The organism is Thermococcus sp. LS2 (genome assembly GCF_012027375.1).
Classification (GTDB): Archaea; Methanobacteriota_B; Thermococci; order Thermococcales; family Thermococcaceae; genus Thermococcus_B.
Map to the genome: position 1 here is coordinate 230,497 of NZ_SNUI01000002.1, position 11,541 is coordinate 242,037.

Annotated in this window: 20 protein-coding genes; 5 read left to right on the plus strand and 15 right to left on the minus strand. The window is 39.4% G+C overall.

The features are described from left to right. Window positions 1-54: 54 nt before the first annotated feature. Window positions 55-690 (plus strand): polysaccharide deacetylase family protein, encoded by a 636-nt coding sequence (locus E3E24_RS03770; RefSeq protein WP_370520453.1) that lies wholly within the window; start codon window positions 55-57, stop codon window positions 688-690. A 24-nt stretch (window positions 691-714) separates the two neighbouring features. Here the strand turns inward: E3E24_RS03770 and E3E24_RS03775 are convergent, their stop codons facing one another. Next, entirely contained in the window at window positions 715-1,431 is a 717-nt protein-coding gene (locus E3E24_RS03775; protein WP_167885719.1) for a DUF2202 domain-containing protein, read from the minus strand. Between the two features lie 286 nt (window positions 1,432-1,717). On the opposite strand from E3E24_RS03775, the gene E3E24_RS03780 reads away from it, so the two are divergent. Beyond that, window positions 1,718-1,912 (plus strand): TIGR04140 family protein, encoded by a 195-nt coding sequence (locus E3E24_RS03780; protein WP_167885720.1) that lies wholly within the window; start codon window positions 1,718-1,720, stop codon window positions 1,910-1,912. On the opposite strand, the gene E3E24_RS03785 is transcribed toward E3E24_RS03780, so the two are convergent. The 7 genes from E3E24_RS03785 to E3E24_RS03815 form a co-directional block, all read right to left on the minus strand. Continuing rightward, window positions 1,909-2,049 (minus strand): hypothetical protein, encoded by a 141-nt coding sequence (locus E3E24_RS03785; RefSeq protein WP_167885721.1) that lies wholly within the window; start codon window positions 2,047-2,049, stop codon window positions 1,909-1,911. The genes E3E24_RS03780 and E3E24_RS03785 overlap by 4 nt on opposite strands. 19 nt (window positions 2,050-2,068) lie before the next feature. Then, entirely contained in the window at window positions 2,069-3,121 is a 1,053-nt protein-coding gene (locus E3E24_RS03790) for a radical SAM protein (RefSeq protein WP_206204945.1), read from the minus strand. A gap of 35 nt (window positions 3,122-3,156) precedes the next feature. Then, on the minus strand, window positions 3,157-3,357 hold the full coding sequence (locus tag E3E24_RS03795; RefSeq protein WP_167885722.1) for a hypothetical protein: 201 nt from the start codon (window positions 3,355-3,357) through the stop codon (window positions 3,157-3,159). 3 nt (window positions 3,358-3,360) lie between these two features. Beyond that, on the minus strand, window positions 3,361-3,657 hold the full coding sequence (locus E3E24_RS03800; protein ID WP_167885723.1) for a winged helix-turn-helix domain-containing protein: 297 nt from the start codon (window positions 3,655-3,657) through the stop codon (window positions 3,361-3,363). 82 nt (window positions 3,658-3,739) lie between these two features. Beyond that, entirely contained in the window at window positions 3,740-3,928 is a 189-nt protein-coding gene (locus tag E3E24_RS03805; protein WP_240912146.1) for a hypothetical protein, read from the minus strand. 4 nt (window positions 3,929-3,932) lie between these two features. Then, window positions 3,933-4,238 (minus strand): hypothetical protein, encoded by a 306-nt coding sequence (locus E3E24_RS03810; RefSeq protein WP_167885724.1) that lies wholly within the window; start codon window positions 4,236-4,238, stop codon window positions 3,933-3,935. A gap of 57 nt (window positions 4,239-4,295) precedes the next feature. Continuing rightward, window positions 4,296-5,039 (minus strand): DUF2202 domain-containing protein, encoded by a 744-nt coding sequence (locus E3E24_RS03815; RefSeq protein ID WP_167915672.1) that lies wholly within the window; start codon window positions 5,037-5,039, stop codon window positions 4,296-4,298. A 92-nt stretch (window positions 5,040-5,131) separates the two neighbouring features. Between E3E24_RS03815 and E3E24_RS03820 the strand changes: the two genes are divergently transcribed. The 3 genes from E3E24_RS03820 to E3E24_RS03825 are packed head-to-tail and all read left to right on the plus strand — an operon-like array spanning window position 5,132 to window position 7,436. Next, a complete protein-coding gene (locus tag E3E24_RS03820) occupies window positions 5,132-6,184 on the plus strand; it encodes an SLC13 family permease (protein ID WP_167885726.1) in 1,053 nt (350 codons plus the stop codon). 49 nt (window positions 6,185-6,233) lie between these two features. Next, entirely contained in the window at window positions 6,234-6,569 is a 336-nt protein-coding gene (locus E3E24_RS12780) for an MFS transporter (RefSeq protein WP_240912148.1), read from the plus strand. Between the two features lie 54 nt (window positions 6,570-6,623). Then, entirely contained in the window at window positions 6,624-7,436 is an 813-nt protein-coding gene (locus tag E3E24_RS03825) for a hypothetical protein (RefSeq protein ID WP_240912149.1), read from the plus strand. Window positions 7,437-7,476: 40 nt separating this feature from the next. Here the strand turns inward: E3E24_RS03825 and E3E24_RS03830 are convergent, their stop codons facing one another. The 7 genes from E3E24_RS03830 to E3E24_RS03850 form a co-directional block, all read right to left on the minus strand. After that, window positions 7,477-8,247 carry a DUF2202 domain-containing protein gene (locus E3E24_RS03830; protein WP_167885727.1) on the minus strand — a complete coding sequence of 257 codons (771 nt, stop codon included), beginning with the start codon at window positions 8,245-8,247 and terminating at the stop codon, window positions 7,477-7,479. 205 nt (window positions 8,248-8,452) lie between these two features. After that, window positions 8,453-9,625 carry a cell wall-binding repeat-containing protein gene (locus tag E3E24_RS03835; RefSeq protein WP_167885728.1) on the minus strand — a complete coding sequence of 391 codons (1,173 nt, stop codon included), beginning with the start codon at window positions 9,623-9,625 and terminating at the stop codon, window positions 8,453-8,455. A gap of 226 nt (window positions 9,626-9,851) precedes the next feature. Beyond that, entirely contained in the window at window positions 9,852-10,073 is a 222-nt protein-coding gene (locus E3E24_RS03840) for a hypothetical protein (RefSeq protein WP_167885729.1), read from the minus strand. A gap of 1 nt (window position 10,074) precedes the next feature. After that, window positions 10,075-10,350 carry a hypothetical protein gene (locus tag E3E24_RS12785; protein ID WP_240912150.1) on the minus strand — a complete coding sequence of 92 codons (276 nt, stop codon included), beginning with the start codon at window positions 10,348-10,350 and terminating at the stop codon, window positions 10,075-10,077. 105 nt (window positions 10,351-10,455) lie between these two features. Then, on the minus strand, window positions 10,456-10,692 hold the full coding sequence (locus tag E3E24_RS12790) for a DUF4405 domain-containing protein (protein WP_240912527.1): 237 nt from the start codon (window positions 10,690-10,692) through the stop codon (window positions 10,456-10,458). Then, complete coding sequence (locus E3E24_RS12955) at window positions 10,692-10,814, minus strand: hypothetical protein (protein WP_255454043.1); 123 nt, start codon at window positions 10,812-10,814, stop codon at window positions 10,692-10,694. The genes E3E24_RS12790 and E3E24_RS12955 overlap by 1 nt, the downstream gene beginning before the upstream one ends. A gap of 31 nt (window positions 10,815-10,845) precedes the next feature. After that, the gene (locus E3E24_RS03850; RefSeq protein WP_240912528.1) at window positions 10,846-11,343 is read right to left on the minus strand and encodes a hypothetical protein; all 498 of its coding nucleotides are present in this window, start codon (window positions 11,341-11,343) and stop codon (window positions 10,846-10,848) included. Between the last annotated feature and the right edge of the window lie 198 nt (window positions 11,344-11,541).

Here is an 11,541-nt window from a genome sequence, read left to right on the forward strand (position 1 = left end):
TGTCGAGCAGGACTGCCCCCCTACTTAAACACTACTAGAGGTATGGAAAAGGGCTTGCCGAAGATACTCGATCTTCTCAATGAAAAGAAGGTTAAAGCAACGTTCTTCTTCACTGTGGAGATGGCAAGAAAATATCCGAATCTCACAAAGAGGGTTGTTGATGAAGGGCATGAGCTCGGCTGTCATGGCTTTAATCACGAGCGGTTTGATAAGCTTGAGAAAAACAAAGCTGAAATGATCATTAAAAAGTCTCTAGACATTTTGAGAGAGTTTGGAGATGTTGTATCGTTTAGGGCTCCAAATCTTCACTTTCCTCACTATCTTTTTCCAGCTTTAAGAGAAAACGGGGTATTTGTGGACTCATCAAAGGCGAGATATAAAGGATATAAAGGAGGAATTAAAGCGTTCGATGGTGTTTTAGAGATTCCAGTATCGATAACGTCTTCCGTATTAAGGCTTCCGTGGGCAATACAGAAAGTTATCCACAAGAGGTTGAATGAGCCGAGAGTCTATTTTGCTCATCCTTGGGAGTTTGTTCCAATGCAGAAGGAAAGAATCCGACTCGACTGTAAGTTCAATACTGGAGATAAAGCGCTAATGCTTTTAGAAAAGCTAATTGATCACTATAAGGAGCAGAATGCTAAATTTGTGACGATGAGGGAATATCAGGATATATATGGAAACGAATAAAGAATGATAGTAGCAAAGAGCACATTACTCCTTTTCAATCGGACTACTTATTATCTCCTTGAACTCCTCATCGCCCAGATATCTAGGCTTGTATTCAATCCCCTTTTCCTCCAGGGCTTTAACAAGAACCCTTAAATGATTTCTAGAGGCTTTTGCCAGCACCTCATAGATCAGCTCAACGTCTTCGCTTTTGGTTTTCAGTAGCAAAGATTCAAGCTTGAAAACTACATGCTCTTGAGCAATAGCAGCTGCTCGCAGGCCATCAATATCCGATTTGCTCCCTTCCTCCTTAATTATATTATAGAGCGACTGGATTTCTGGATTTATAAACTCACCAGCTCCTGTTTTTGTTGCAGGATCTTCAAGATTATACTTCTGAATGAGCAGTAGAACAGCATCCATGTGACTCTGTGTTGCATCAAATAGTTCTGAAAATAAAGGATTGTTCCATTTGCTTTGAAGAAACAGGTACGTATCCCTGAGAAGCTTCTCTTCCTCTCTAATGTACAGTATGCCGTTAATTTCTTCTTCGCTTATTTCGCCTTTTGGCATATCCATGACAGCTACTCTCAGAGCGGAGGTATCAATCAGCGTAATGCCGCTTTCTTTAACCAGTATGTAGGTTCTCTTTTCAGTTGTAGTTGCTGCTGAAGTTGGGGATTCCTTATTAGTACACCCAATGGCAAGACTCATGATGAGTACCATTAACAAGAATGCTAAGTATCTTCTCACCCTTTTCATTCTTGTCACCTTGATCTGCTTCTCTCATTCCAGTTCGGTTCCTTATCCTAATAGAGTTTTCTGTATGGAGTAATGTCAATAATTTAGACTTCCTAACTTCATCAAGTGGCTGCATGAGGTATCTTGAAATTTCCCTTTGAGCTTGGAGCGAAAAGATGGAAAGAATTAGTATTGAGGGGCACATTTATAATTAGGTCCTAAGTAAGGGAGATTGTATAGGAGAAGAGGATGTTAAATTGGGAAACACTACTCTAGAATTCTTAAAGTCGTTAAGGAGCTGATGGAAATGAGGATAATAACAGCGATTCCACCAGAAGAACTTGAGATAATCTTAAAGAAGTCAAACGCTGCGGTTAGACTGGAGATTAGAGAAGCTGAGCCTTTCCATGGAATGCCCAGATACGAGGTAATTATTAAAGGGGATAAAGAGGAGATAGAGAAGTTTATGAAAGCTCTGAGGTTAGCAAGGGCTGGCGGTTAACTTTTCTTTTTTAAGCGTCTTTTCTCAAGGTATTTCTCCAACAAAGTTTTCAGCACAAACAGCGCCAAAAATACTACTATAATGAGAGCAACTTTTTCACATGAAATTCCACCAGGAACAGATATGGGATTATACACGATATCACCTCATATTATCTTATTCCACCATTGCATTTTTCAACTCAAACTCTGCAACAAGTTCAACTGCTTTCTTCATTTCCTCATAGTTTAGCATTCTGGCAATTTCTGGGTATCTATCAGCTCTATATTCTGGTCTGTACTGAAACATCACATTTACTCTAACTTCCTTTCCAAGATTCTCCGCTATCCACTTCAAAATCGGCTTAGTGCAGCATTCCAGATGACTTGGCATTACCAAATGCCTTATCAAAAACTCTGCCTTATAGTGTTCTTTGGCTAGAAGGAAGTTTCTCGTCACAACTTCCCAATAGCGAGGAGCTTTTGAATACTTTAGAGCGTCCTCGTTGTTACCCCACTTAAAATCAGCCAAGTAAACATCAACTATTCCATCCAAGAGCCTCATTGTAATCTCGCTCATATACATGTTAGAATTCCAAACCACTGGAATTGGAACTTTAACGTATCTGAGAGTCTCAAGGATAAAAGGCAAATTTGGTGTTGGTTCTCCTCCAACAAAATTCACATTTTTAGCACCCTCAGCATACGCAACAGCAATTTTAATCGCCATTTCTTCTGGGGAATATCTTAATCCACTCCTGTACTGACTTATGTCCCAGTTCTGGCAAAACACACATCTAAAATTGCACCCTGAGAAGAATATGGTGTATGATGGAATTAGCTCGGGCTCTTCTCCAAGATGCAGAAAGTCACTTGCAATCAAGCTATCCTTAACTCGACAGTAGCCAATGCCCTCCTTTCTGTTTACTCGGCATTTAATCTCACAAAGTTCACACTTTTCAATTATTCTATCTGCTATCAAAGCCTTCAGATCAAGAAGACTTTTCTCTAAATTTTTGCTTAAATCGTTCTCTTTCAATTTTTCCATACCTTCTTCATGGGCCTTCCAAAGTTCCTCAAGAGGATCATCTTTTGAAAAATTGACCTTCACTTGCTTTGCATAGAAAAAGTTAGGCTTTTCTCTCCCAGAGAGGACTTCAAAATAATGAGGCATTGCTCTCTTTGCTTTTTCGATTTCCCCTATATCAACTCTGCGGAACCACATAACCATCATTAAAAAATAAGCAAAAATCCTTAAAAATTATTTCAAACTTCCTCAAGCTTCTTCTTAACCTCTTCAGTATACCTCTTCGTTTCTTCTAAGGCATTTCTAAGATTGCTAAGCTCAAGTTTAAGCTCATTTAGTGTTTTATTCATCTGATAGAAGGCAAAAACGACAATGACAATGAGGATTAGGCCTAAAATTATTGAAATCCATCCACTTGGTGTTCCACCATATGCAGGCATCTTTCACTCCTCCTTCAGGTTTTTTATAATGTCATTATCGATTATGAGCCTAAAAGGTTTTGCCTTGTAATATTTTTTAGCCCTTGGATCGCCAGGCTCAAGACGGAGCTCACTCTCAACGAGATTTGCTTTTTCAAGCTTTTTCAAATGGAGATACAAAAGCTGACGAGAAATGTTAAGCTCCTTTGCTAATTCATAAACGTACCACTCCTTTTCACAGAGCATCTTGAGTATCTTAACCCTTATCGGAACGCTTAAAGCCTCTGCAATCACTGTTAGCTCTTGTATGCTCTCAACCATTTTCATCACGTATCTAAATTATTGCATAAGCTAAAATTCCCTTACATACTATGCAAAAAGGAAAGATAAAAAGTTTTCGAAATCATTTCTTGGCGATTAAATAAATTAATGCACCAATCAGTATGAATGGCAGCAGTAGGAAAGCTAACCTAAACAGCAGGAGGAATATTCCAAAGATTCCGAACCCCCACCACCAGCCAAATCCCCATCTTCTTCTACCAAACATTGGGCCTCTCATTATAGGTCCTCCAAATCCTCTAGGCATTCTCATCACCTCACTCTGGTAAATACAGCCAGCCAACAATCTTTTCGTTATAATCAAGTGTTACCTTGATTCCAAATGCTGTTTGGTAAGCGCTTCCAATGCTCAGCTCTTCAATCGAGTAATCGCCGACAATCTTTCCAACATAATGACCGTATCTATCAGTGAGCTTCTGGATAACGCCCCTTGATGTCTGAAACTTCTCAACCTTTGTACTTCTCAAGACATTTAATGCGTCTTCCTCAACTTCCTCAACGGGAATTTCTTCAATCGGAAATTCCCCATATTCAACGAGGTGAAACATTTTAACAGCTTCCATATTCTCATCCTCCACAATGCTTAGCCATAAAGTTGGAAATATGGGAAAAGAAGGACTTCACCATCTCCCTCTACCAAATCCTCCCATACCTCTACCTCTGAATCCACTAACTCCACCCATTCCAGTGTTCATAGGACTTGAGATTATCTCGTTGTACTCATCCTCACTAATCACTTGAGGTTCATATGTTACACCGTAGTTTTGAAGCACGCTTGTGAATGCCCTTAAGTGGTTCTCTGAACCTGCCATGAGGTTTTCGTATACCTGAATTATGTCAGCATTGTCAGTCTTTGTAATCCACTCCTCCAGGTCCTTGATGTCCGTCTCCTCAATGAGCGCCCCAACATTGAGTGCATCTTCAACGCTTTGGCTTCCCATTGCTATAAGCTGGTCATATAAAGCCTGAAGCTCTGGGTTTGTGAATACTCCAACTTCATCAACTGCTGGATCCTCAATGCCGTACTTTTCGAGTAAGGTTAACACTGCATCCATGTGCATCTGCTCACTGTTTGCTATGTTCTGGAATATCTGCAAACCGTACATTTCATAGAGTGTTAAATAGACATCCCTCGCAAGCTTTTCTTCTTCCCTCATCCAGAGCAATCCATCAATCTCTTCCTGTGTGAGTGTGTCGTTTTCATAGATTGCAACGTATGGCCTATCCCATGTTGTGCTACCTCCTCTGTCCCATGCATCTGTCCACCATGGCATTGCTGCTACACTACCGAATATAATACCAAACATGAGACCCAACAACCCTAAACTTAATATCTTATTCCTCATGTTCTTAGCCTCCTCCATATGTAACTCTATTATTACATATGTAGTCAGAATTTATAAAGTTTTCGGTTATGGAAAAGAATTTTAAGTTTAGAATAACATGAGGACAATCCATGAAGAGACTGCTGAGGAAGATAATTGAAGAGTGGATATTTTCTATTTCCTTAGCTGGCTTAGTTGGGACTTCTCTCTACTTAAAACGATTCCCGCATTATTCCTATAGCGATTTTAAAGTCATATTCACACTTTTCGTATTTCTCGTAATTGTGAAAGGTCTCGAGAAGAATAAAGTTCTGAAGTTCCTAGCATGGAAATTTGAAAAAGGTAGGCTTATCTCAGTGAAGTTAGTTCTACTGACTGCTGTATTATCTATGTTCATGACCAATGACGTCGCTCTAATAACTATTGTTCCTCTAACTTTAGCATTGAATGTTGGAGATGTTGAACTTTTAGTGATATTGGAAACCATAGTAGCCAATGGAGCCTCAGCTTTAACTCCTTTCGGAAATCCTCAAAACATATTCCTCTACTATCACTACAACGTTTCGCCAGCTGCTTTTATCATGACAATTCTCCCCTTTGCAGTATTTTTCACTATACTCGCTCTCTTACTTGCCTTCAAAATTAAAGATTCCTCCCCCATTCAGTCTGCTAAGCCGCTTCCAAACAAAGAAGGATATATTTATGGTATATTCTTTGTCCTTTTTGTCCTTGCTGTCCTTCATGTAATTCCCCTTTGGATTGGAGTAGTGCCCATTATTTATGCATTCTTTACAAATAGAGAAATTTTAAACATTGATTATTTTCTGCTTGGAACTTTCATAGCATTTTTCGGATTCACAGATAATCTTATGCACGTTTTAACATTTTCATTGGATTCCCCAAGGAATGTGTTCTTCACGACTGCGTTTTTAAGCCAAATAATGAGCAATGTTCCGGCAACTTTACTTCTTGCTGACTTCACACCAAATTGGAGAGCACTGTTGTGGGGAGCAAGTGTTGGGGGCTTTGGGACTCTCATTGGATCTTTGGCTAACTTGATATCCTACCGTATATATCAAACCCACAAAGGACAGCCCAAAAGATACCTCATAAGGTTCCACATTTATAGCTTCACGGCATTCCTTTTAGGAATCCTTCTGTATCTAATAGTGTGTACGTGCTGAGAACAACCTTTTTTATTCCAAGCTTTCGTCTATTTATAGGGAGCTAACAATGCCATTCCTACTTAAATACAAACTTGTTATAGTCCTGATGAATACTGGTTTTCTCGGTGGCATCCTAACAATATACTTCCTCATAAAGGGCTTCAGTTACAGCCAGATTGGTATTTACACAGCAATCTCGACCATAGGATTTTTTCTTTTTGAAGTTCCAACGGGAGTTGTTGCAGATAAAATTTCCAGAAAGACGAGCGTTCTCATCGGCTGGATACTTTCCTTTTTAGGTTCTCTGCTGCTCCTTTATCTAAAGAACTTTGTGATGTTGATTTTGTATGGTGTTATAACAAGCATAGGGATAACTTTCATAAGCGGGGTACTGCAGGCATGATGGTTCTACGACAACTTTCTCCACTTGGGAATTGAAAAATAATACAGAAAGTTTATGAAAGATGCAAAGTCCCTAGCATTTCCAATTTCTGCTGTTACAATTGCAATTGGAGGTTTTCTAGCCCAATTTTATGGATTTAAGGTTCCACTAATTTTGGGCATTCTCATAAATGCTGTGGGAATAATCGTGATTGCAAGCATTCCAGAATACGAGTTCAAGAAGCTTGAAGTTCCCTACCATCTACATGTGCTCCACTCCTTTAGAGAATTGCTGAAGCCAAACATATTCTGGCTCATCATGGTCAGCATATTCGTCGGTATGTCCATCAATCAGTTTAGAAAATTCTTTGAGCCGTATCTGGCAGAGATTCTAGCATCTTCTTTGAAAACCACAATGATGAGAACTCTCGGGATTCTGGGCATAGTTGAGGCTCTCGTTAAGTCAATTCCTAAGATTGTGGGTGTTAGGCTGAAAGAGGAGTGGAGCAAAATTGCATACTCACTCGCTCCAGTTACAATCCCCATGCTGACCGCTTTATCTGTCGTTCTTCCAAATCCAGCTTTCATAGTTGCTCTTGGAATAATTGCAACAGTGGTAAACACTGCATACAGCTTTAACTTCGGAATTGAGCTCCAGACCAGAATACCAAGCGAAAAGAGAGCAACAATCCTTTCTTTAAACTCAATGCTAGCTGCTCTCATTATGGCGACGTTTTATGCTATTTACGGCATTGTCGTTGATAAGCTGACCCTTCCAAAAGCAAGGCTTCTCTTTGCTCTGATGCTGCTTGTCGTTGGGGTAATAGTAAAAGCTCTTGAGCGAATGGAAATACTAAAAGAAGCATTAAATTTGAAGCACTTAGGGTGAACACCAAAAATAAATTAAAAAGTCCATCAAGGAAAAGAAGTCAGCCGCTTGATCCGGTTTCAAGTGGACTGTTTATTATCTGCTCATATTCCTCTTTGCTGAGGTATTGGGGTTCATAGGTCACGCCGTACTTTTCGAGCTGGCTGACGAATGATCTTAAGTGATTTCTTGAGCCTTTCATAAGATTCTCATAGACTGTTATTATGTCCTGCTTATTCGTTTTGCTTATCCACTTCTGCAAATCGACGATGTCAAGCTCCTCAATCATTGCACCCACTTCAAGGGCATCTATTTCCGACTTGCTACCTTTTTCAACAAGCTCGTTGTACAGCTTCTGAAGTTCTGGATTGCTAAACTTTCCAACAGCTTCATCTGCAACTGGGTCTGAGAGATTGTATTTTTCCAGGAGTAATTTTACTGAGTCCATGTGTGTTTGTTCACTTTTTGCAATGTTTTGGAATATTGGAAGCTTCCACTTCTCATAAAGCGTTAGATAAACATCTCTCGCCAATTTTTCTTCTTCACGCATCCAAAGCAGACCTTGCTTCTCTTCCTCTGTCAGAGGTTCCGCTGGAACTGAATCGATGTACTGTTTTAATGCTTGGGTATCAATCGAAGTGTTGCCCTCACCGCCTACATTTATAAAATCTGAACCTTTTCCTTCTGGCGGACCATATTGCCCCTGTGTTGTAGGTGAAGTTGTTGTTTGAGTTTGTGTAGCAGTTTGGGTAGTAGATGTCTTACTGACACAGCCTGCTACAAATCCGACCAAAATTAGACCAATCAGTGCCAGTATTCCTATCTTTTTCATTTCTATCACCATTTAGAAAAATGTTTTCCATTTGATATTTCTCCATGATTTCGTTAATAAACCTTACTTGGAGCAGTGTACTGTATGCTTAGAAAATAGGATTTAAAATCTGATTTAAGCGTGCTGATTTTATTGCAATTTATTTGAGCAGTGGTATATAGCATTTTATTCATTATTTAAGCAGAAAAGGAAGAGATGGGGGAGTTCAGGGTTTTCTTCTGCCCCCAACAGGCATGTGAGATTTCTCTTTGATTATGTCCTTACCACCCATGTAGCATGTCCTGAGCTGCTCCCTTAATTTGACCATAAGTTCTTGAGCAGTATCGTAATCTCCGTTTCTTATTGCCGCTTTTATCTGCTCCATTAACTGTAATGCTACTGTCACGTTAACACCTAGCCTCTCCATGACCCTAATCTGTGCCTCAATTCTCACGATTTCTCTTTCTAGTCTCATTTTTGTGTTCTTTGCTATCATCTTTCTAATATCCTCTCCAGCAAGCCTAATGACTACTTCGGCCTTTGACTTTGCAGCTATTGCAAGGCCATAAGCCAAGCCGTATTTTCCAGTGTTATATGCATCTTTTGCATCTTCAAGCTGCTTCTCTGCAATTGCAAGGAGGTTTTCAATAGCCGGGTTTGTTGCATTCTCAGCTAGTTCCTTTGCAGTATTTATTTTCTCTTCAGCTATCTGTATTGCCTCAAGTGCTCTTTCAGCAGTCATGTTAACTTGAACCTTTGTACAGTTGCACTCTTTGAACTGTTTTCTAAGCTGCTCATGTATCCTGAGCATTGTTTGGTTCACGTACGGAGTTTCTACCGTCGTAAAGTTTCCAGTTCTAATCCTTAGCTTCTCCATAATCCTTGTAATGTTTGTAGTCTGATTTACTAGGATTATCATTGCCCTCTCTTGAATTGCAAGCTGTAATGCTTTTTCAATTCCTGCTAAGTCCGTACCTGCCACAAGGATAACTCTGTTTTGTAACTGAAGCTGGAACTTTACCGTAGCGTTCTTGATAAACGCCAAGTCCGTTTCGTATCTGTTCTCGCCCCACCATCTTTCAACAGTAATGCCTAAGTTCTGCAGGTCTTCAGCATATTCCTCCGGAACTGCAACTGGGCCACCAATGATAATGACTTCATCAGGGGCATAACTGATAATCTCTGCAGTCACATTTGGATCATAGACTCCCCACGGTGTCTTAATGACTACCACATTAACTGTCAAGTTTGCAATGTAATTTGCTAATGCACAGTCTGCCTCGTTGTTGCTCACTAGAATTACTATTGTGCCATCTGCAGCACTAACAGGTTTGAATGTTACTGGGACTGCTAGCATCATTAAACCAAATATTATTGACAATGCCTTTTTCCACATCATACTCAATCACCTCTACTATTTTTTAATGAATGCGACATATTTAAGCTTTTTTCACGAAATCGTCAAATATTGTTTTTGTTTGTTTAATTTAAAGCTCGGACATGTCAAATTTGGAGTTTGAAGGTTAAATAACGTTTGCAATCGTTTATCTTTGTTTAAATCCGTCTTAGACAAGCTTTTTAGAAAAATAAATAAATGCAACGACTTTTTTAAAATTTGAAAACCCTTAAACTTCTTGCAACAATTCATTGACACTTTTGCTCTGCTCTTTCAGCTTCTGTGCAACGGCGTTTATCCCTTTGACTTCATCAAGCACTCCATCAAGAGAGTTCTTCAATGAATGCATTGAAAACGCTACGATAATCAGCAAAATTATCCAAAAGCCAACTATTAGGTAATCAACTCTCGTCATTTCAGAGTAAAAAGCTGGGAAGTAGGGTCCAGGCATCTCAGCCACCTTTAGCTTTTTGTATTGCCTCAGCTAAGATATCTTTAAACTCACTATTCGCTAGTCCATTCTTCTCCGCAACATCCGAAAGGAGTTCATTTGGCTCTGCTTTAATTCCATAATCTGTTTCAAGTATTGAAATTAGTTTATCTACTGGCACATGATACGCATCAGCTATCTGCTGGACAGTCATTTCTTTGATAACACTCCCAGTTATTTCTATTTCCTCACTTGTGGTTTCCTCAGTTGAAGTTTCTTCCTCTGCTGTTATCTTCACAAAGGCAAAGTATCCCCAATTAAAATCAAAGCTATTACAGCCACCCCTGCTATTGTCTTAGCCTTACTCTTTTTGAACGCTGACTTGAGCATAACAATCATGCTGTTAAAATCCAAGTACTAAGTGAATTGCTACTAGACCTATCATGACGAATCCTAAGTACGTGTGAACTGCTTCCCATGTGGCTCTTGTTACTCCTAAGAAAGTCCATCCAATCAATTCTGCAACTTTTTCTGATGGTGCTAAATACAGGGCTATTCCGGAGACTGCAACTAGTACAAACACTACAGTTAGGATTAAATCAACAACTCCTCTTACTAATGCTGATGCTTTCATTTCCATCACCCACAATCCTTTTTAGAACATTCCTCTTTTTGAGCTATTACGGGCATTGGAATTGAATTATCTCCTTTCTCAATAATTAATGATGAGAGTAAAATTTTAATTTTTTCCAGCATCCTCATTTCACCTCATAAAAGAAAAAGAGGAAAAGAATCACTTCATGAGGAAGAACCCCACAATGTTTCCATCATAGCTTAGGAAGACTTTTATTCCATTCTGGGTCTCGTATGCTTTGTACACTTCAAGTGAGCTGATGTCATAGTCGCCTACTATCTTTCCGATGTACTGTCCATCAAGCACCAGCTTTTGTACTGTGATTCCTCTTGGGGTCACAAACTTCTCAATGGTAACGTTGCTTAAGTATTCTTGCACTTGCTTTTCATCAATCTCTGCCTCTCCGAGATACTGTCCCTTAACTCCAAGTCCCATAAACTGGGGAGTTCCCTTTCCATGGTCACCATTTTGACCGTGCATGTATCTTGCCTGAACAAAGCTTCCACACATGCAACCGTCTGTTGTTTGTGCTGTATTTTCAGGCACTCCCTGATATGCTGCAACTGCTCCAAACACCAAACCAACTACCAAAGCTAACAACCCAATACCCAATATTTTCTTTCTCATGTCGAACCACCTCTGCATATGTAACTTCATTATTACATATGTAGCCAAGCTTTATAAAGTTTTCGGTTAAGAAAAGTGTGATTAAAATGTATCTCAAAGTACATCTTTCTTACTCTATGTTTCGAAATAGAACACCGATGAACGCAAAGTATTCGTTTTGCACATTTTATTATGTAAAAGCTTCGAAAAATTTTGATAAACAGAAAAACTTATTTGAGCAAAGTTTGT

Coding starts and splice junctions, on each gene's coding strand:
- E3E24_RS03775 (WP_167885719.1), bottom strand. CDS start 1,431: ATGAAAAGGGTGAGAAGATACTTAGCATTCTTGTTAATGGTACTCATC.
- E3E24_RS03780 (WP_167885720.1), top strand. CDS start 1,718: ATGAGGATAATAACAGCGATTCCACCAGAAGAACTTGAGATAATCTTA.
- E3E24_RS03790 (WP_206204945.1), bottom strand. CDS start 3,121: ATGGTTATGTGGTTCCGCAGAGTTGATATAGGGGAAATCGAAAAAGCA.
- E3E24_RS03795 (WP_167885722.1), bottom strand. CDS start 3,357: ATGCCTGCATATGGTGGAACACCAAGTGGATGGATTTCAATAATTTTA.
- E3E24_RS03800 (WP_167885723.1), bottom strand. CDS start 3,657: ATGGTTGAGAGCATACAAGAGCTAACAGTGATTGCAGAGGCTTTAAGC.
- E3E24_RS03805 (WP_240912146.1), bottom strand. CDS start 3,928: ATGAGAATGCCTAGAGGATTTGGAGGACCTATAATGAGAGGCCCAATG.
- E3E24_RS03810 (WP_167885724.1), bottom strand. CDS start 4,238: ATGGAAGCTGTTAAAATGTTTCACCTCGTTGAATATGGGGAATTTCCG.
- E3E24_RS03815 (WP_167915672.1), bottom strand. CDS start 5,039: ATGGAGGAGGCTAAGAACATGAGGAATAAGATATTAAGTTTAGGGTTG.
- E3E24_RS03820 (WP_167885726.1), top strand. CDS start 5,132: ATGAAGAGACTGCTGAGGAAGATAATTGAAGAGTGGATATTTTCTATT.
- E3E24_RS12780 (WP_240912148.1), top strand. CDS start 6,234: ATGCCATTCCTACTTAAATACAAACTTGTTATAGTCCTGATGAATACT.
- E3E24_RS03825 (WP_240912149.1), top strand. CDS start 6,624: ATGAAAGATGCAAAGTCCCTAGCATTTCCAATTTCTGCTGTTACAATT.
- E3E24_RS03830 (WP_167885727.1), bottom strand. CDS start 8,247: ATGAAAAAGATAGGAATACTGGCACTGATTGGTCTAATTTTGGTCGGA.
- E3E24_RS03835 (WP_167885728.1), bottom strand. CDS start 9,625: ATGATGTGGAAAAAGGCATTGTCAATAATATTTGGTTTAATGATGCTA.
- E3E24_RS03840 (WP_167885729.1), bottom strand. CDS start 10,073: ATGCCTGGACCCTACTTCCCAGCTTTTTACTCTGAAATGACGAGAGTT.
- E3E24_RS12790 (WP_240912527.1), bottom strand. CDS start 10,692: ATGGAAATGAAAGCATCAGCATTAGTAAGAGGAGTTGTTGATTTAATC.
- E3E24_RS12955 (WP_255454043.1), bottom strand. CDS start 10,814: ATGAGGATGCTGGAAAAAATTAAAATTTTACTCTCATCATTAATTATT.
- E3E24_RS03850 (WP_240912528.1), bottom strand. CDS start 11,343: ATGAAGTTACATATGCAGAGGTGGTTCGACATGAGAAAGAAAATATTG.